Below are 20807 nucleotides of genomic sequence, written 5' to 3' on the forward strand. Positions count from 1 at the left end.
TGTTTCCTAATATTAACCCGTGCAAAAGTAATGCCTAAAAGTTTCATGTAGTTATTGATACGAGGATGAAAAAAGATATTAAATCATTATTTTTAAACAAAAGTAATTTACAAAATGAAGATTCTTTCTGTTACGGATATTTATAAATGGGAACAAGCCACCATGGCAAGCCAAAATCTTGCTCCCGCTGAATTGATGGAGCGTGCAGCTGACGCATTATTCCATGCTATACAGCAATATATTGGTGAACGACAAGCATCTTTTGTTATATTATGTGGCTTTGGCAACAATGGTGGCGATGGATTGGCTGTGGGGCGAATGTTATACAACGCTGGACATACCGTCAAAATTTATCTGCTAGCGCAAACATCTTACAGCGCCGAAAATCAAATCAATCAACAACGTCTGCACGAAATAGATATACCTATTTTTCCTATATCAACGGAAAGTCAATTGGAATTTCCAGAAAAAAGTATTCTTATCGATGCCTTATTCGGTTACGGTTTATCTCGTCAACTAGATGAAAATTGGAGAGGACTTATCGATCAAATCAACGAAGCTTCGAATCCCATACTGTCCGTCGATATTCCTTCGGGGCTTTTTGCAGACAAGCCTACCCCTATCGAAGCTCCTATTATACAGGCAAATACAACCTATACTTTTGCCTGCCCTAAACTCAGTCTTCTGTTTCCGAAATACGCAGCTTTTACCGGTAATTTCCAGGTATTGGACATCGGATTAGATAAAAGTATACTAAATACATTATCAACAACTTATCAATACATACAGAAAGAAGATATTCAACTATTAGCACATCCGCTACAAAAGTTTTCCCACAAAGGAACTTATGGTCATACTTATATTATTGGCGGTCGTTATGGCAGTATCGGGGCAATTATCTTAGCGAGCAAAGCAGCCTTAAAAACGGGTTGCGGATTGGTAACAGCATATATTCCTGCTTGTGGTTATTCTATACTGCAAAGTGCTTTTCCCGAAGCGCAGGTACAAACAGATCCACTCGAAACGCACATTAGTATGTTCCCTGAACAACTTACAGCTTATAACGCCATCGGTATCGGTATGGGTATGGGTACACATCAAGATACGGAAAGTGCTTTACGCCAATTATTTGAACGGTTTAAATTAATGCCCAAAACACCCGCTCTACTATTCGATGCCGACGCTATAAACATACTTTCGAAAAACCCCGATTGGCACGCGCTCATCCCGCCGAATAGTATTTTGACGCCCCACCCTAAAGAATTGGAGCGTTTAATAGGCCCATGGATAGATGACTTTGAAAAAATCGAAAAAGTTCGTGACTGGAGCCGTCATTACCAACAGATTGTGGTGATAAAAGGAGCGAACAGTGCCGTCGTGTTGCCGGATGGCACCGTACACTTCAACTCAACAGGTAATCCGGGCATGGCTACCGGCGGTAGCGGCGACGTACTTTCTGGCATTGTTACCTCTTTACTGGCGCAACGCTACGCACCTGCTGAAGCCGCCTTGTTAGGCGTATATCTACATGGCGTAGCGGGCGACATTGCCGCAATATCCATCCACGAAAAAAGCATCACGGCAACTGATATTATAGCACATCTATCTGGTGCATGGCAACTCTTACAAAATCGAACGATTTAATGTAAATTTGAAGACAATACCCTCTTATCATTAATGAAACCAAACATGCGATACGCTTTACTTCTTCTACTATTTTTTATGGCCAGCAACGGATCGAAAGCACAGTTAATGAAAGCTAAAGAAATATTCAACAAAGCAGATTCTCTTCGAGGCACACTGACACCTTTTCGGACATGCTATGATATCAAATATTACCATCTCGACATCAAAGTAGATATAAACAATCGCTTTATATCAGGAAGTAATCTCTTTAAATTTGAATCTGTTGAAGATTTTAAAAGATTACAATTTGATCTTTTTGAAAACCTTTCGGTAGATCGTGTCGAATACCAAGGAAGAGAAATACCTTTTAGACGGTCTTACAATGCTGTTTTTGTAGATTTTCCTAACATCGTCCAGAAAGGAAAGATCGACTCTTTCAAAGTCCATTATTCCGGTACACCTATTGCCGCTACCCGTGCACCGTGGGATGGCGGTTTTGATTGGAAAAAAGACAGTACAGGAAAACCCTGGGTGGCTACTGCTTGTCAAGGTTTAGGTGCCAGCGTATGGTGGCCAAATAAAGACCACCAATCAGACGAGGCAGATAGTATGTTGATTTCCGTTGCCGTTCCAAACGAAGTCATGAATGTCTCTAACGGCAGATTAGTAAAGACCGAAAAACTGGACAAACATTACACCAAATACCATTGGAAAGTGCGCAATCCAATAAACAATTACAATGTCGCATTGAATATCGGAGATTATGCACATATGACGGAAAAATATGACGGGGAAAAAGGACCACTTTCCATCGACTACTATGTACTGAAAGAAAACAAAAACAAAATCAAGCATTTACAAAGAAATACGAAACAAACACTGGAGGCTTTCGAACACTGGTTTGGACCTTATCCTTTTTATGAAGACGGCTATAAATTGGTAGAAACTGCCCATTTGGGTATGGAACATCAAAGTGCCATTGCTTATGGAAACAAATTTCAAGACGGGTATCTGGGGCAAGATAACTCTAGCACTGGATGGGGATTAAAATGGGATTTCATTATCGTCCACGAATCGGGTCATGAATGGTTTGGTAACAACATCACTGCTAAGGATCTGGCCGATATGTGGATACACGAAAGCTTCACCAATTATTCCGAAGCACTCTTCATTGATTACCATTATGGAAAAGAAGCAAGCCAAGCTTACGTTAACGGTAACCGACAGGGCATTTTAAACGATAAACCTTTACAAGGTCCTTATGGAGTTAACAAAGAAGGTTCGGGTGATATGTATCTAAAAGGTGGTGTCTTGCATAATATGATCCGAACCATTATTGATGATGATGAAATCTGGCGTTCTATTCTTCGTGGTTTAAACAGTGAGTTTTATCATCAGACAGTGGATTACGACGATGTTTTGCATTATATCAACAACAAATCAGGTATCGACTTTAGTACGGTATTTGAACAGTATGTACAACGCAAAAGTATCCCTGTACTTGAAGTTAAACAGCAGGAAGATGGAAAAACACGTTGTCGCTGGATTGCCGAAACACCCGACTTTAAGATGTCCGTCCACATTGGAAAAAAAGGACAACCCAAAACACGATATGAGGTTGATTCTACCTTGCATGCTTTACCTATAGAAATAGACAGTATAGATGAGTTGGAGATTGATACATTTAATTATTACATAGGGATTTTACGGCATGGAATATAGCGGTAAAAAGTCACATTTTTTCGTAGACAACAGATGGATAAAACCATTTTTTTTACTTAGGTTTGCATTTAAATTTGAAAACAAGATAATATATACTTCATGGGGTTATTTAACTGGTTTACGCAAGAAGTTGCTATCGATTTAGGGACAGCAAACACCCTAATTATACATAATGACAAAGTAGTAGTGGACGAGCCTTCTATCGTTGCCTTTGATCGAACCACCAACAAGGTGATTGCTATCGGAAGACAAGCGATGCAAATGGAGGGGAAGACCCACGATAATATAAAAACAGTAAGGCCCTTACGCGATGGTGTTATAGCTGATTTTACAGCTGCCGAGCATTTGATTCGCGGGATGGTAAAGTTAGTGAACAAAGGTAAGTCCTGGTTCTTTCCATCTTTGAGGATGGTAGTTTGTATTCCTTCAGGTATTACCGAAGTAGAAAAACGCGCTGTACGAGATTCAGCGGAAATTGCTGGAGCCAAGGAGGTCTACTTGATTCACGAACCCATGGCGGCGGCAGTCGGTATCGGTATCGATGTCGAAGAGCCTGTTGGTAACATGATCATCGATATCGGTGGTGGAACGACAGAAATAGCCGTTATTGCGCTTTCTGGTATCGTTTGCGACCAATCTATCCGTGTAGCGGGAGACAATTTTGATTCCGACATTGTACAATATATTCGTCGTCAACATAATATCATGATCGGAGAACGTACAGCGGAGAAAATCAAAATCGAAGTGGGCGCAGCTCTTCCCGAGCTCACCGATCCACCTGCGGATTTCGCCGTACAGGGTCGTGATCTCATGACAGGGATTCCGAAACAGATTACCGTATCATACACCGAAATAGCACATTGTCTGGACAAATCCATCTCTAAAATTGAGGAGGCTATCCTAAAAGCTTTGGAAATTACACCTCCCGAACTATCAGCGGATATATACCAAACAGGTATATACCTCACAGGAGGAGGTGCTCTATTACGGGGTTTGGACAAACGTATACAAGCGAAAACGAAACTTCCGGTACATGTTGCTGAAGATCCGCTACGCGCAGTAGTGAGAGGCACAGGAATAGCGTTGAAAAATATCGGAAGATTTAAATTTTTAATGCAGTAAAAGCATTATAATTCATTGATATATACGCGATATGGACGAACTTAGTCGTTTATATCGCGTATTTGTTGGCAGCTAAATAATAGAGACCAAAACACATGAGAAACCTTTGGCTATTTCTGATTAGATATAATGCTATATTTTGGTTTATTCTCTTTTTTGTAATATCCATTATCCTAGTTGTGCGTAATAATAACTTCCAGCGTTCTTCTTTTATCAATTCGTCCAATGTTATTATTGGTTCGTATTATGAACAGGTGAATTCTTGGAAAAGCTATCTATCGTTAAATGAAACGAATGAGGAACTGGCAGCTGAAAACATGATGTTAAGGCAACAGATCCAAAACTTACTCCAGGCTGATACTTCTGCTGATACAGTACATATTGTAGACTCTATTGAACAGGGCCGATATGCTTTTATTGTAGCAAACGTTGCCAACAACAGTGTCCATAGAAAGAATAATTACATTACACTCGACAAAGGATCGGCGGATGGTATAGAGAAAGGTATGGGTGTTATTACCTCCAACGGGGTGGTCGGCGTCGTGCTTCAAACCTCTTCTCATTTCAGTTCGGTACAGTCATTATTACATCCTGACACCAGAATTTCTGTTACGTTGGACAGCTCTGAAGTAATAGGTTCATTGGTTTGGGGAAGTAGCATAGATCCCCGTTATGGAATGGTAAGAGATATCCCGAATCATGTTCAAGTCAAGCAAGGTGAAAAAGTGTATACTTCTGGCTTTTCGTTATTTCCGGCGGGCATTCAAGTGGGAAAAATCGTGGAGACCGGGATAACATCTGGCGAGAGCTTTTTAGACTTAAAGATAGAACTATCTACAAATTTCAGCAATTTACATCATGTATATGTGGTAAAAGATTTATTGATTAAAGAAAAAGAAGAATTAGAAGCTGACAACCAAGACAATGGGTAGAATAATCATCATAAATATTGTCCGATTTACTATCATGGTACTGTTACAGGTAGCGTTATTTAAAAATATTGGCTATTACAATGTAGCGACTACCTATCCATATATCTTCTTTATCTTTCTTTTACCAATTGGATTGCCAAATTTATTACTGTTTCTCGTTTCTTTTATAACAGGACTAACGATAGATGCTTTTTATGATTCTGTCGGCGTACATGCCGCCGCATGTGTTGCGTTGGCCCTATTCCGTATATTTTTTCATAAAATCACCATAGAAGTCGAACTGAAAGAATCTTTTAACACACCTTCTCTGGGTGTCATGGGCACTAAATGGTTCCTATCGTATGTATTTTTTGGTACATTCGTACATCATTTCATTCTTTTTCTTATAGAAACATTTACGTTCTCTAATTTTCTGTATACGCTAGCAAGTACTATTTTAAGTAGTATATTTACAACTTGTATCATCTTGTTGATGAGCTTGCTGGTTTATAAAAGAAAGTCACGTATTGGTAGCATTTAAAATAAGGGCTTCACGTTCATGAATAGTTTTTTCGCTCGTAAATTTGTTATTCAGGGGATTTTCATCACTATAGCGATCGTTATAGTGATTCGCCTTTTTTATATCCAAGTTATTGACAAATCTTACTTACTATCAGCTAATAATAATGTTTTACGTAAAGTTGTCGTATATCCAGCAAGAGGTGTAGTATATGACCGAAATGGAAAAGTTTTGGTACAAAACGAGCCGGTATACGACTTGTTGGTAACTCCTATCGAAGCGAAAGAAATCGATACGGCACTTTTATGTCAGCTTATCGATATTGACCGTGAGGGATTCCTAACAAGGATGAATAAAGCTCGTACACATTCCCCTTACCGCCCTTCCATATTTGAAAAGCAATTATCTGCAGCGACCTATGCGCAGTTGCAAGAGCACCTGTATAAATTTCGTGGATTCTATGTACAGAACCGGACAGTCAGAAGTTACCCGGATAGCATTGCTCCGCAACTTTTGGGATATATACAGGAGGTAAATGACAAAGATATTGAACGCTCCGAAGGCTTTTATCGACCGGGTGATTATATTGGGGCGAGCGGTATCGAACGCTCCTATGAAGAGCTTTTACGGGGACAGCGTGGTGTAAAGAATCAAATGGTAGATGCTCTTAACAGGCCCAAAGGTTCTTTTATGGAAGGCAAGTATGACACGCTAGCAGTGGCCGGAGACGGTTTGGTCTCCACCATTGACCATGATCTGCAAGTGTTGGCCGAAAAGCTCATGAAAAACAAAATGGGTTCCGTCGTTGCTATTGAGCCTGCTACAGGGGAAATCCTAACTTTTGTCAGTGCACCGTCCTACGACCCTAATATGATGGTGGGAAGACAACGCGGCAATAACTATATGAAACTCTTACGGGACGAGAATCGCCCCATGTTTATTCGTCCTATCCAAGCCTCCTATCCTCCCGGGTCGGTTTTTAAAGTGGTCGCCGCGCTAACGGCACAGCAAGCAGGTGTTATCGATGATAAAACCATCTTCTATTGCCCCGGCGGATACCGCTATGGCGGTGGGCGTGCTATTATGCGATGCACCCACGTAGACGGTGCTACGAGTTTAGTGAAGTCGATACAGACATCTTGTAACACCTATTACGGATATACCTATGCGCGGATGATCGACTCACGCGGTCTGTCTGGACCAAAGGCGTACGATCTTTGGCGCGAAGCATTGGGTAAATTTGGTTTAGGCCATACTTTAGGCATAGACCTCCCGGGTGAAAAACCAGGTTTAATCCCTACTTCCGACTTTTATACCAAACGCTACGGCAATGAGAAATGGCGTTCCAGTTTTAATATCTCCTTGTCTATCGGTCAAGGTGAAATGGGCATTACGCCATTGCAAATGGCCAACATCATGGCTATCGTTGCCAATCGTGGTTTTTATTATCGCCCGCATCTTGTTAAGGCAATTGGTGAAAAAGGTATAGTAAAAGATGAGTATAAGGAAAAAATAAGCGCCGGCGTAGACGCTCAATACTATGAACCGGTTATCGAAGGGATGAGCCGCGCCGTGAATGTTCCGGGCGGAACGGGATACAGAGTACGCGTTCCAGATATGGAAATGTGCGGTAAAACGGGAACTGTGCAGAATCCACATGGTGAAAACCACGCTGTATTTTTTGCTTTTGCCCCACGCGAAAACCCGAAAATAGCTATCGCGGTGTTTGTAGAAAATGCGGGATATGGCGGTACTTGGGCTGGTCCGATAGTCAACATGCTCGTCGAAAAATACATCAAGGATACTATTTCTCTGTCAAAATACGAGCAAGACCGCATCTTTAATGCTAATTTCCTTCCTAAACCGAAGGTAAAAAAGGAAGAGGTGAACACTAGCACCTCAAATGGCAAGAAGCCAACTGAACAATCTAGTACGCAAGGAGCGCAGGCTACGGCATCGGGGCGTGAACGCTATGTACATCACAGTCAGATAAGAAAGGGGCATCAATAAAATGGGAGAGAAAAGTTTTTTTGGGCGTATTGACTGGTTCACTATTTTGTTGTGGCTTGCCCTCTGTCTGATTGGCTGGTTTAATATCTATGCTGCCGTTTACGATCCAGAGCAGCCAAGCATTTTTAGCGTAACGACAAATTATGGTAAGCAATCAATTTATATTTTCACGGCCTTGATTATTGGCTTCAGTATCTTGATCATTGATGCCAAATTTTTTATTTCAGCCTCCCCACTGATCTATATCGCAGTCATTTTTCTGTTGATATTGGTACTGATTATTGGTCGGAATGTCGGTGGGAATCAGGCTTGGATACCACTGGGAAGTTTTCGTTTGCAACCATCCGAATTTGGTAAACTGGCCACTTGTTTACTACTTGCTTCCTATCTTAGCTCACAAACCAATAAAAACCCTAGTACAAAAACACTACTTATTGGAGCTTTGATTGTCCTACTACCGGTCGCATTGGTTATGCTCCAACCCGACACCGGTTCTGCGCTTGCGTTCTTCGCCTTGATTTTTGTCTTTTATCGAGAAGGTTATGTCGGGAACACACTCTTATTGCTAGGCGGTCTGGCCATTCTTTTATTTATATTGGCGCTTTTGGTCAATCAATGGGTAATTATTGGCATCTTGGCGGTGATTGCCGGGTTGCTGATTTATTCCCTGCGGAAAAAACGCAAATATATTATCAACGTTGGTGTACTTTTCCTTGCATGCAGTGTGTATGTACTTTGTGTAGATTATGCCTACGAACATGTTTTACAATCGCATCAACGTGATCGGATTGATATTATTTTGGGAAAAATAGACGATCCACGAGGAACAGGATATAACCTCAATCAATCCAAGATAGCCATCGGCTCCGGACAGTTACTGGGTAAGGGGTTTCTTCAAGGAACACAAACCAAATACAAATTTGTTCCGGAGCAAAGTACCGATTTTATTTTCTGTACCATTGGCGAAGAATGGGGATTTGTAGGCTCTACCCTACTTATAGCTATATATCTTACACTGTTACTCCGTTTAGTCAACATCGCGGAGCGCCAACGGACAGCCTTTGCACGCATTTATGCCTATGGCGTCGCCTCTATCCTATTTTTCCATTTCTTTATCAATATCGGGATGACGATTGGCATAGTTCCCGTTATCGGCATCCCACTACCCTTCATCAGTTACGGTGGTTCTTCTTTATGGAGTTTTACTATTCTCTTGTTTATTTTATTGCGATTTGATTCAAGTCGTAAGGGATTGAATGGGTAATCCTAAAAAGAACCGATTGTGCCAAGTCTGTTTACGCCGTACAGTGAGATCGGCTTCTGTTTCTTAAATAAATTCAATAACTTTAACACACGGTACAGCAGAACATGACATGATTAAAACAATTGTTAAAGAACACCCTTTAAAAAATATTACACTCGATTTTGATGACGAAATAACGCCACCTCCATTTGAACAGAAAGCGTTGCAATCCTATTATGAGGCACATGATAAGACATGGAAAATTAAAGAACATGTATCAAAAATAGAAGCCGAACTAAAAGCGGTAGATGATATCATTGAAGACCTATCTTTTCGCCGTTTAGGTATCGAGCAAGAACTGGAAATATTAGAAGATTGGCTCGGTGTTACGGAATTGGAGGACAAAGAACTTTTTGACGGTGAAATCACCATCGATATCGGAACATTTTTCGCTGTTTGCGACAAACACAACGTGGATATACAAAACCTCTATGAAAAAGTGGTCGGTCTGACGGAGATCTATAATCGCGATATAGAAAACATTTACGAAGATGACGCGGTGATTGATCCTGAATATTTCAATGCGCTCGATGAGGTATACCCACGCTATGAGGAGGTATCCGTCCATACGGTATCATTAGACGACGATCACCAAGCATTTTTAGAAGAATACGGAAAAGTAGAAGAGCTTTTCTTTCATTACACAGCATTAGCTAGGGAGATATTTGACAAATACAAAAGCTTGGTTGAAACGACTCAAGTTATTTATCGTCGTGTCGAAGTAATAGATCAACTACTAAGAGATAAATTAAAAAAAGAGGAATAACACCGTTGTTCTATATTCTTTCCAGCACAAACCGTATAGCCCTGTCTATAATCTCTTTCGGATTATCTGCAAAAGCATCATGTAGTCTGCTCGCAAGAATCGCGTTAATAGAAAGCGCGTGGTGTCCAAACATATTCGCTAAAGCATAAATACCTGCCGTTTCCATTTCCAGATTAGTAATAGATCTTCCCTGCTGCTGAAATGCATTTGCTTTTTGTATTAGGTCAGGATATACATTTCTTGTTCGCATGGACCGGCCTTGCGGCCCATAGAATCCCGGCGCGGTCATTGTTATTCCTTTAGGAAGCTCGCCGGCTATCTGATCGAGGAGCCTTTTACTAGCACTACCAATGTAAGGGGTAAAACCCAACGTACCAAAATGGTTTATTACGGTAAATTGTATGTCTTTCTCTTCTTCAGAATAATTTTTCACATAATACTGCATCAAGGCATCAAAACCGATTGCATACTCGCTAGCCAAGATGGTGCCCATCCGGATGTTGCCTTGGATGGAGCCAGAAGTGCCAATACGGATGATATCGAGACTGGTTAGTTGTTCTTTAAGTGTACGTGTTGCAAAGTCGATATTGACCAATGCATCAATTTCATTGAAAACGATATCAATATTATCCGTACCAATCCCCGTAGAAATCACTGAAATACGTTTATTCCGCAATACACCTGTATGGGTAATGAACTCACGCTTTCCTTTTTTTACATCGATTCGATCGAAATAACAGGATACCTCCCCCACTCGATCAGGATCACCCACAAAAATAATAGTGGAAGCCAAATCTTCTGGCAACAAATTAAGGTGATAAATACTGCCGTCGGCATTAAGTATAAGTTCTGAATCAGCGATCATAAAGTATGAAGATATGCATATTGAATACCATCTAACTTGTCGAGTTTCCGGACAACTTGGTTAACTAGTAGCTTCCTCACCTCAACATCCATAGAACAGTTGTTATCGAATTCTTGTTTTAAAATAGGCAAATTTTCTTCTTTAACCAAGCGCATCACATCATTCATCTGCAAATAATCAAAAGTGATTCTATAAACGTCGTTCACGGTCTTCTCTATTATCTTGGCCGCGTCCAGTGCTTCTTGCGTAGCTGTTTTATAGGCGTTTATCAAACCCGGGACACCCAATAGTGTACCGCCGAAGTAGCGTACTACAACGACAAGTACATTAGTCACATCTTTTGATAATAGGGTATTTAATATAGGGCGGCCTGCTGTTCCAGAAGGCTCTCCATCGTCGTTTAACCGGAACACAGAACGATCCGGGGTCAGGCGATATGCCCAACAATGGTGCCGGGCTTTAGGATGGAGCGTCTTTAATTCAACAATAATATCTTTGAGGGTCGCTTCCTCCTTAATAGGATAAGCATAAGCGATGAACTTGCTTCCTTTATCTCTAAACAAACCTTCACTTGGTTCTTCAATAGTTAAATATGTATCTTCAAACAAACTCACAGATAAGCAATAATTAAAACGGAAATAACAGCTAATACCAATCCTATCTTGTTCAACCGAGTCAACCGTTCACCAAAAAAACCGACACCAACAATTGCTCCCAGCAAAATGACACCGATGTTCATTCCAGTAAACACAACAGATGGGCTATTAGATAATGCCTGATGTGCTTTCATGTAGAACAGAATATTGCCAAAGTTAAACAATCCCAAAAGGATTCCCCAAATTACAGATTTAAATTGTATACGTTCTTTTTTGACTGAAATACGGTAAGTGAGCAAGAGGAAAGAGACCACTATTGCCAAAATAAATACCAACAACATCGAATAAGCATATGGTACCTCTCGATAGAGCGCCACTTTTTTAAATAGAATATCAATAATTCCCATTCCAAAAAACACAGCCACGGCATAACCCCAGGTTCCATTGCCTTTGGTTACACCGCCTTTTTTCCAACCGATGGAACACAGGATAGCCACAATCCCCACGGCTATACCTGCCAATTTAGACACACCTATCGCTTCATGAAAAATGAAAAATGCAGCCGACAAAGGTATAAATAACGAAAGGCGTTGTGCAATCTCCGTTTTGACGATGCCACTGTATTGAATAGCATAAGCGATGCACAAAAATATCGTCGGTAAAAGGACAGCTAATGATACGTATAACTCCCAAGGTAATGTACTTAGAGGCACAGTAGCCATTTTCGGTTTTAGAAACAATAAAGTTGCCAACGCAGCCACGGGGTAATTCCAAACAATAAGATGGAGGTGCTGTATGCCACGTTGTTTAGCCAGTTTAATAACAATCGACACCGTGACGCTGCAAATAACACTAATTAATACGTATAACATAGAAAAGATCCCAAACTTAATAAATTACGCTATTCCTCACGCCGACAAAGGAATGAAATTATACAGTCTTCTCCAAACCGGACTAGAATCCAATTGTGAACCGGTATCCCTCTCCCTTGCGCAAGAGGTTACTTTTGTGCAAAAACAGGCTAAATATGACAAACCGAGAAGAATTACGTCACGATTGGACAAAAGAAGATTTATTAGCTATTTATAACAAACCACTCTTACAGCTTGTGTATGAAGCAGCAGGCATTCATCGTGCTTGGCACAAAGCCGACGAAATACAACTGTCAACCCTTTTGTCGGTAAAAACGGGCGGTTGCCCAGAAGATTGTTCCTATTGTGGTCAGGCTGCTCGCTATCACACGGATATCAAGGTGCAAGATTTATTACCCAAGGAAACCGTACTAGCACACGCAAAGAAAGCTAAAGAAAACGGATCTTCCCGTTTTTGCATGGCAGCGGCATGGCGCGAAGTACGTGACAATAGAGATTTTGACAGCATCATCGAAATGGTTAAAGGTGTAAACAAACTCGGTCTGGAAGTATGTTGCACGCTCGGTATGCTCACCGAAAACCAAGCGAAGCGATTAAAGGAAGCCGGATTATATGCCTATAACCATAACCTGGACACATCTGCGGAATATTATGAAAAGATCATCTCTACTCGTAAGTTCGATAATCGCATTAACACCATCAATAATGTCAGAAAAGCAGGCATCACCGTGTGTTCCGGAGGAATTATCGGCCTAGGAGAATCCAAAGAAGATAGAATTTCTATGCTGTTAACCTTGGCTAATATGGAGAAACATCCGGAATCTGTACCCATCAACGCCTTGGCGAGAGTAAAAGGAACCCCACTTCAAAACAATCCAAAGGCGGATATATGGGACATGGTACGAATGGTCGCTACAGCAAGGATTGCAATGCCTGACACTATGATCAGGTTAAGCGCGGGGCGTATGGATATGACAGAACCGGAACAAGCGTGGTGTTTTATGGCTGGCGCTAATTCTATTTTCTCCGGCGAACGGGAAACATTGCTTGTTACACCAAACCCTGGCATATCGGAAGACTTACAAATGCTTCAAAATTTAGGTTTAAAACTCTTATAAAAGCAAATTTAACACATTATTTTAACATGAAAATGTTACTATTTTTTTAACGAATTTACGTTAAAAAATTGTATTTTTTTTAACATAAAAAAACATCATAAAACATAAATTATAAACACAAAATACTTATATACAAATAATTAAAAAAATTATAACATTTAAAATTATATCGTTTTTACAAACAAAAAATCAGTATAATTTTATCAAAAAAAACATTATTATTTCACCAATAAAACAATCATAAAAAGAAATTATTTTTAAATTTATTTTGCATATATAATATAATACTTCTACTTTTGGATTGTAAAATTTGAGACATGATGATACACAACACATACTTTTATTTTGGCAACTTTTACTTTAAAAGGTAAAGCTGGGATTTGTATGTTTGTGTAAAATAAGCAAAAAGTCCCGGATAATTTTCGGGACTTTTTTTTGTACAATCAGGATTGATATGATAATTAAAGAATGAAAACAAGAATTGCGATACAAGGCGTTAAAGCCTCCTTTCACGAAGAAGCAGCTCATAAATATTTCGGTGACGAGGACATTGAAATTTTGGAATGCGAGTCTTTCAAAAAGACCTGTGAAATGCTTAAGCAGGGCAAAGCTGATTATGTCGTTATGGCCATAGAGAACGCTATTGCAGGTAGCATCCTGCCTAATTATAATCTGCTTCGCGACTACAAATTTCACATCATTGGCGAAGTACATCTAAATATACAACAAAACTTGCTGGCATTACCCGGTGCAAAACTCTCCGATATAAAGTTCGTGGAATCGCACCCGATTGCTATCCGCCAATGCGACGAGTTTCTGAGTGATTACCCGGAATGGACGGTAAAGGAAGGTATGGATACCGCCGCTTGTGCCAAAAGCATTATCGAGAATAAACTGACCAATACCGCGGCAATCGCCAGTATTGCGGCCGCCGAATTATATGGTTTGGAAATTCTGGAAAAGAGAATTGAAACCAACAAGAAAAATGCGACACGTTTCTTGATTCTGTCAAACGAGATTATCGAACAGAAAAATGCAAACAAAGCCTCCCTATCTTTTCAAACGGGGAATGCAGTAGGCGCCCTAGCTAACGTATTGCAGTGTTTCGCAGAGCAGAATGTGAACCTGAGCAAGATCCAATCCATGCCTGTAGTAGGTCGTCGAAATGAATATGACTTCTACGTCGATGTAGAATGGAAAAAACAAAGTGACTACGATGCGGCTATCCGCAAAGTACTGAAGCACACCATAAATTTCACCATTATGGGGGAATATGTTAAAAACGAGAAAGTATAACAATAGTATTCATTAGCAAATCATTTAAATCATGAAACATACATTAGACATCGTTCCTTTAAAATCTTGGATAGATACAGGCGATAAACCATTAATCATTGCCGGACCGTGTAGTGCGGAGACAGAAGAACAAGTGGTCTCTACTGCACATTTATTGGCAAATACAGGAAAAGTAAACGTGTTACGTGCGGGTATCTGGAAACCCCGTACCCGTCCGGGTGAATTTGAAGGAATAGGTAGCATAGGCCTGGAATGGCTAAAAAGAGCAAAAAAGGAAACTGGATTATTAACGTCAACAGAAGTGGCTACCGCTAAACATGTAGAAGAAGCATTAGCCGCTGGTATAGACATCCTGTGGGTAGGCGCGCGTTCTACAGCAAATCCATTCACCGTACAAGAAATCGCCGACGCTTTACAGGGTGTTGATGTACCCGTATTCGTTAAAAATCCAGTTAACCCAGATCTTTCCTTGTGGATTGGCGCATTGGAACGTATCAACCGTGCCGGTATAAAAAAACTAGGCGCTATCCACCGTGGATTCTCCTCTTTCGAAAAAACTGCTTTCCGAAATGAACCGATGTGGGATCTAGCGGTCCAGTTGAAATCAGCATGCCCTGAACTTCCTATCATCAACGATCCTAGTCATATCTGTGGAAACCGTGAATTAATCCCATATATTGCACAAAAGGCAATGGATATGGATCAACAAGGTTTGATTGTGGAATCGCATATCGATCCATCGGTAGCATGGACCGACGCTAAACAACAAGTCACCCCTGCCGCTTTGGCAGACTTACTTGATCATTTATCGGTTCGCCATCCAGAATCCAACAACCCTATTTTCGATGATAAACTTGCAGAATTGCGTCAACAGATAGACAAGTTAGACGATGCGATCCTAAAACAAATAGGTGATCGTATGAAGATTGCTGAAAAAATCGGCGAGTACAAACGGGACAACAACGTAACTATTCTACAGGTTAGTCGTTGGGATGAGATCGTCGAAAAAAGAGTTCAACTCGCGAAAGCTTTATCGCTTAGTGCAGACTTTGCAACCAAATATCTCGAATTGTTACACAACGAGTCTATTCGCAAGCAAAACGAAGTAATGAATGCAAAATCTGTGGCGGAGGCGTAAATGAGTTCGACACCACTTACACTTCGCCATCCGTCGAAAGAAATACAGGGCACGGTTCAACTTACTGGTTCCAAATCAGAGAGCAACCGTGCTCTTATTATACAGGCGCTAAGCGGAGGAACCGTTAAAGTAGAAAATCTATCAGCTGCTGCCGATACCGTCATCATGAACAAAGCACTGGCATTAGCAAACACCTCCAGTGTGACAAGCGGAACCGTTACGGTGGATATTGGTCCTGCGGGAACAGCCATGCGTTTTCTCACCTCTTATCTGAGTCTGGTAGAAGGTAATTTTATCCTTACCGGTACGGAACGTATGCAACAGCGTCCGATCGGCATCCTTGTAGACGCCTTAAAAACACTAGGCGCAAATATTGACTATGAGAAAGAAAGTGGCTTTCCACCATTGATAATCAAAGGAGGAATGGCACAGGGTAAACAGAAAGTCCGTATAAAAGGAAATGTCAGTAGCCAATATCTGTCTTCCCTCCTCCTCATAGCCGCTTCTCTAAAACAAGGGCTCGTATTAGAAATTGAAGGAGAACTAACGTCCAGACCCTATGTCACCATGACCTTGGATATGTTGCAGGAAGCCGGAATATCCCATACATGGACAGACAATACCATTGAAATCGCCCCACAGCAATTTAAACCGACAACTATTTATGTTGAACCAGATTGGAGTGCCGCATCCTATTGGTACGCTATGGTAGCGTTATCCGAAAAGGGAGAAATCGTGCTACCGGGTTTAAAAGCACACAGTTTACAAGGCGATATCGCCCTAGTGGACATCATGTCACACTTCGGCGTAGCTAGCTCTTTTCAAGCGGACGGACTACATATCGCTAAGGTTAACGAAGGCTCTGATAAGGTGCTCTTTGACTTCAAGGCATGTCCAGATTTGGCGCAAACGATCGTTGCAATGGCAGCGGCTATTCGTCGCGATATTTCTATAACAGGAGTAGAAACCTTGAAAATCAAGGAAACAGACCGATTAGCTGCATTGAAGAACGAGATAGAAAAGTTTGGTGCTACTGTATTGGCTGATGGAGAAATCTACCATGTCAAAACAAACGACGTTTACACGCCAAAACAAGTCACGTTTGACACCTATGAAGATCATCGGATGGCGATGGCATTCGCACCATTGGCATTGGTTTTTGGCGAAGTTACTATTAACGACCCGGTAGTGGTGGAAAAATCTTATCCTGATTTTTGGAAACACCTGCAACAACAGGGCTTCATCGTCAAGCAATAGGTAAGCATTTAAGCAAATAGAAAAATTACATTATGGCAGGAAATTCATTTGGCAACCTTTTTAAGATAACAACCTTTGGCGAATCGCATGGAAAAGCAATTGGTGTTATTATCGACGGTTGCCCTCCCAATATTTCCATCGACGAAGATTTTATACAGTCGGAGTTGGATAAACGTAAACCGGGACAATCGAAAATCACGACACAACGCAAGGAAAGCGATGTAGCCCAAATCTTATCCGGTGTTTTCGAAGGAAAATCAACGGGGACACCTATTGCAATCCTTATCCCCAACGAAGATCAACGGTCCAAGGACTATTCCCATATTGCGGATAAGTACCGTCCATCTCATGCCGATTATACTTATCAACAAAAGTACGGTATCCGGGACTATCGTGGCGGCGGACGATCTTCCGCAAGAGAAACAGCTGCACGGGTAGCAGCGGGCGCTATCGCCAAGCTATACCTCAAGAGTCAAGGTATTGAAATTTTTGCTCATGTTTCAGCTGTCGGTACATTGGAAGCTCCGAATTTAGATACAACTAATTTGTCGGCGCTACTTGACATACGAGAAGCCAACATTGCTCGCTGCGCGGATCCTGCAACAGCAAATGAAATGATTGCCCTTATTGATTCGATAAGAAAAGCAGGAGACACCATCGGCGGAAAAATATCGACGGTAGTACGCGGTGTACCCGTTGGACTTGGCGAACCCGTATTCGATAAATTACATGCTGATTTAGGAAAGGCCATGTTAAGCATTAATGCTGTTCATGGATTTGAGTATGGTTCCGGATTTAGCGGTTCGGAGATGCGAGGTTCCGAACACAACGACATTTTCGTGAAAGCAGAAGAGCAGGTACGCACCCGTACTAATTTTTCCGGCGGTATCCAAGGTGGCATTTCCAATGGTATGGATATTATGTTTCGTACAGCTTTCAAACCGGTTGCTACGATTATGCGTGATCAGGAAACATTGAATGAAGCTGGCGATAGCACGACCATATCGGGCAAAGGACGCCACGACCCTTGCGTTGTTTCGCGCGCCGTCATCATCGTTGAAGCCATGACAGCATTGGTATTAGCCGATCACCTGCTACGATTTAAGGCGTATAAAGATTAATTGTAGAGACGCATTACCGGCGTCTCTATATACTAAAATTAAAATAATCTTGGAAAAGCGCTTTCGTTATATTCGCTCATCATTTCGTACGCCAGTTCTACCACGTCATCTACAGACGGTTTTGTAAAATAATCGCCATCAGATCCATATGGCGGACGGTTAGGTTTGGCAGTAAGCGTTCTAGGTTGTCCGTCTAATAGATAATAGCCATTTTGTCCTTCCAATATCTCCTGTAAAATAAACGCCGCCGCGCCGCCCGGCATATCTTCGTCTACCACCAATAATTTATTTGTTTTTTCCAACGATTGATGACAAATTTCCGTGCGGTCAAAAGGTTGTAAACATTGTGCATCGATAATCTCTAAAGAAATTCCCAGTTTTTCCAATTCAATGGCAGCTTCCTGCACGACACGTAACGTCGCGCCGTAAGACACGACCGTAATATCCCGCCCTTCCCGTATCCGTTCTGCCACGCCAATGGGGACCATAAACTCCCCTACGTTACTCGGCATCTTTTCCTTTAACCGGTAGCCATTCAGACATTCTATTACCAAAGCCGGTTCATCAGAACGCAAAAGCGTATTATACATACCGGCTGCCTGTGTCATATTGCGCGGCACACAAATATGCAAACCACGAAGTCCACCTAACAAGACGGTCATGGGTGATCCTGAATGCCAGATCCCCTCCAATCGGTGCCCTCGGGTACGAATAATAACTGGCGCTTTCTGCGTTCCTTTTGTACGGTAGCTCAAACAAGCCAAATCATCACTCAGCACCGGCATCGCATAAATCAAGTAGTCCAGGTACTGGATTTCAGCAATAGGCCGCAATCCACGTAATGCCAAACCAATACCTTTCCCGATAATCGCAGATTCGCGTATACCGGTATCAAAGATCCGTAATTCGCCAAACTGTTCTTGCAACCCGGCAAAACCTTGATTAACATCTCCTATCTTCCCAACATCTTCCCCAAACGCCACAATACGTTCATCACGTCTAAAATTAGTTTCAAAACAAGCGTTCAATACCTCCCTACCGTCCACAATAGAAACGTCCTGTTCATAATGTGCAGCTATACCATCTTTTTTTAATGGAGAGTCAAGTGTATCGGAAAAGAGCTTATCGTTATAACGGTCAAAATTTTGCTCCTGTTTTTCGGCATACCAAGTCATCAGCGCATCCTTTTCGGGCGAATCTATTCCCCTCAAATCGCGAATCGCTCTCCTTACATTGCTGTAAATCTCTTTCAACGACGGTTCCGCCAACGATTGCAATGTCATTAGGGGTACATCCACCAACGGATTTCCAATAGCAGACAATAGCGCTATCGCTTCATCTAAATCAACCTGAAGCGTTTTGTGGTAGTCGGCCCATGCACGACGTTGTTCTTTACGGACAAAATCTTTGGCTTCTTTTTCCAGATCTTTTAGTTCCTCTTCCTGTGCAATACCCGATTGCAACAACCAATCCCGCATCTTCAGATTACAATCGAATGTATCTTCCCATTCTAATCGTTCAGCAGATTTATAGCGTTCATGCGATCCCGATGTGGAATGACCTTGTGGCTGTGTCAATTCAGTGACATGGACAATACATGGCACATGCTCCTCCCGCGCATAGCGAGCTGCCTGTTCATAAACTTCGCATAACGCCGGATAGTCCCAGCCACGTACTTTAAATATTTCGATACCGTTGCTATCGTTTTCACGTTGAAAACCTTTTAGCACTTCCGAGATATCGGCTTTCGTTGTCTGTACCTCATTCGGAACCGATATCCCATAGCCGTCATCCCAAACAGAAATTACAACCGGGATTTGCTTCACTGCCGCGGCATTGAGGGTTTCCCAAAATACACCCTCTGATGTGGAAGCATTCCCTATGGTACAAAAAACAACTTCTCTTCCTTGACGCGAAAAGTAGGTCAGATAATCCAGGTTTCGATTTTCCTTATATAATTTAGATGCTAAACCTAGCCCCATTATACGTGCCATCTGTCCGCCTGTTGTCGAAATATCGGAAGCGGAGTTTTTCTGTTCTGTCTGGTTTAACCAATTCCCTTCCTTATCAAGCAGTTGTGTAGAAAAATGACAGTTCATTTGCCGTCCGCCGGAGGATATATCAGCTTCCAGATCAGGATTGGCATATAGTTGTGAAAAGAAATGATAAATACTAGATATACCCAAAGCAAAGGCAAATGTTTGATCCCGGTAATATCCAGAGCGCCAGTCGCCGGGTTGGAATACTTTAGCCAACGCAATTTGCGCGATCTCTTTACCATCACCAAATACCCCGAATTTTGCCTTTCCAGTTAATACCTCCTTGCGACCCGACAGGCTTGCAATCCGGCTTTCAACCGCTAATTTATAATCTTTTAAAATGATTTCACGAAAATCGTCAAAACTGATTTTTGGCGTTTCAAAATCACTGTTTATATTCATGGTGATATTAGACATATTTAACCAATGGTTTCAACAAAAGTAATAAAAATATACGTGTTATCGGAAATAGCAGTTAAGATACGCTACATTACTAAAATACTCCGTATATTTGTACTTTGATTT

17 protein-coding genes are annotated in these 20807 nt (G+C 41.4%); 13 read left to right on the forward strand and 4 right to left on the reverse strand.

The features are described from left to right. Nucleotides 1-114: 114 nt before the first annotated feature. The 8 genes from FXV77_RS08695 (at nucleotide 115) to FXV77_RS08730 (ending at nucleotide 9980) form a co-directional block, all read left to right on the forward strand. Nucleotides 115-1644 carry an NAD(P)H-hydrate dehydratase gene (locus FXV77_RS08695; RefSeq protein WP_148918828.1) on the forward strand — a complete coding sequence of 510 codons (1530 nt, stop codon included), beginning with the start codon at nucleotides 115-117 and terminating at the stop codon, nucleotides 1642-1644. 45 nt (nucleotides 1645-1689) lie between these two features. Continuing rightward, nucleotides 1690-3348, forward strand: a complete 1659-nt coding sequence (locus FXV77_RS08700; RefSeq protein WP_148918829.1) for a M1 family metallopeptidase — start codon at nucleotides 1690-1692, stop codon at nucleotides 3346-3348. A gap of 99 nt (nucleotides 3349-3447) precedes the next feature. After that, nucleotides 3448-4470 (forward strand): rod shape-determining protein, encoded by a 1023-nt coding sequence (locus FXV77_RS08705; RefSeq protein ID WP_105716189.1) that lies wholly within the window; start codon nucleotides 3448-3450, stop codon nucleotides 4468-4470. Nucleotides 4471-4565: 95 nt separating this feature from the next. Then, nucleotides 4566-5402, forward strand: a complete 837-nt coding sequence (gene mreC, locus FXV77_RS08710) for a rod shape-determining protein MreC (RefSeq protein ID WP_148918830.1) — start codon at nucleotides 4566-4568, stop codon at nucleotides 5400-5402. Then, nucleotides 5395-5922, forward strand: coding sequence for a rod shape-determining protein MreD (locus tag FXV77_RS08715; RefSeq protein WP_148918831.1), 528 nt, complete (start codon nucleotides 5395-5397; stop codon nucleotides 5920-5922). Before mreC ends, FXV77_RS08715 begins: the two co-directional genes overlap by 8 nt. A gap of 18 nt (nucleotides 5923-5940) precedes the next feature. Beyond that, nucleotides 5941-7911 carry a penicillin-binding protein 2 gene (mrdA, locus tag FXV77_RS08720; protein ID WP_148918832.1) on the forward strand — a complete coding sequence of 657 codons (1971 nt, stop codon included), beginning with the start codon at nucleotides 5941-5943 and terminating at the stop codon, nucleotides 7909-7911. 1 nt (nucleotide 7912) lies between these two features. Then, the gene (gene rodA, locus FXV77_RS08725) at nucleotides 7913-9175 is read left to right on the forward strand and encodes a rod shape-determining protein RodA (RefSeq protein ID WP_394344140.1); all 1263 of its coding nucleotides are present in this window, start codon (nucleotides 7913-7915) and stop codon (nucleotides 9173-9175) included. Between the two features lie 109 nt (nucleotides 9176-9284). Further along, a complete protein-coding gene (locus tag FXV77_RS08730; RefSeq protein WP_148918834.1) occupies nucleotides 9285-9980 on the forward strand; it encodes a hypothetical protein in 696 nt (231 codons plus the stop codon). A 10-nt stretch (nucleotides 9981-9990) separates the two neighbouring features. Here FXV77_RS08730 and FXV77_RS08735 read toward each other — a convergent pair whose 3' ends face one another. From FXV77_RS08735 to FXV77_RS08745, 3 genes are read right to left on the reverse strand one after another with little or no spacing between them, the layout of a single operon-like run. Continuing rightward, on the reverse strand, nucleotides 9991-10845 hold the full coding sequence (locus tag FXV77_RS08735) for a nucleoside phosphorylase (protein ID WP_148918835.1): 855 nt from the start codon (nucleotides 10843-10845) through the stop codon (nucleotides 9991-9993). Further along, nucleotides 10842-11459, reverse strand: a complete 618-nt coding sequence (locus FXV77_RS08740; protein WP_148918836.1) for an IMPACT family protein — start codon at nucleotides 11457-11459, stop codon at nucleotides 10842-10844. Before FXV77_RS08740 ends, FXV77_RS08735 begins: the two co-directional genes overlap by 4 nt. After that, entirely contained in the window at nucleotides 11456-12313 is an 858-nt protein-coding gene (locus tag FXV77_RS08745) for a DMT family transporter (protein WP_148918837.1), read from the reverse strand. The genes FXV77_RS08740 and FXV77_RS08745 overlap by 4 nt, the downstream gene beginning before the upstream one ends. 155 nt (nucleotides 12314-12468) lie before the next feature. Between FXV77_RS08745 and bioB the strand changes: the two genes are divergently transcribed. From bioB to aroC, 5 genes are all read left to right on the forward strand, one after another. Further along, nucleotides 12469-13431 (forward strand): biotin synthase BioB, encoded by a 963-nt coding sequence (gene bioB, locus FXV77_RS08750; protein WP_148918838.1) that lies wholly within the window; start codon nucleotides 12469-12471, stop codon nucleotides 13429-13431. A 468-nt stretch (nucleotides 13432-13899) separates the two neighbouring features. Continuing rightward, nucleotides 13900-14727, forward strand: coding sequence for a prephenate dehydratase (locus FXV77_RS08755; protein WP_148918839.1), 828 nt, complete (start codon nucleotides 13900-13902; stop codon nucleotides 14725-14727). Between the two features lie 31 nt (nucleotides 14728-14758). Next, on the forward strand, nucleotides 14759-15865 hold the full coding sequence (locus FXV77_RS08760; protein WP_148918840.1) for a chorismate mutase: 1107 nt from the start codon (nucleotides 14759-14761) through the stop codon (nucleotides 15863-15865). Continuing rightward, nucleotides 15866-17122, forward strand: coding sequence for a 3-phosphoshikimate 1-carboxyvinyltransferase (aroA, locus tag FXV77_RS08765; RefSeq protein WP_148918841.1), 1257 nt, complete (start codon nucleotides 15866-15868; stop codon nucleotides 17120-17122). A gap of 32 nt (nucleotides 17123-17154) precedes the next feature. Beyond that, a complete protein-coding gene (aroC, locus tag FXV77_RS08770) occupies nucleotides 17155-18243 on the forward strand; it encodes a chorismate synthase (RefSeq protein WP_148918842.1) in 1089 nt (362 codons plus the stop codon). A 38-nt stretch (nucleotides 18244-18281) separates the two neighbouring features. Here aroC and FXV77_RS08775 read toward each other — a convergent pair whose 3' ends face one another. Beyond that, entirely contained in the window at nucleotides 18282-20699 is a 2418-nt protein-coding gene (locus FXV77_RS08775; protein ID WP_148918843.1) for an alpha-ketoacid dehydrogenase subunit alpha/beta, read from the reverse strand. Nucleotides 20700-20807 lie beyond the last annotated feature (108 nt).

Source organism: Sphingobacterium phlebotomi, from assembly GCF_008180195.1.
Lineage (GTDB): Bacteria > Bacteroidota > Bacteroidia > Sphingobacteriales > Sphingobacteriaceae > Sphingobacterium > Sphingobacterium phlebotomi.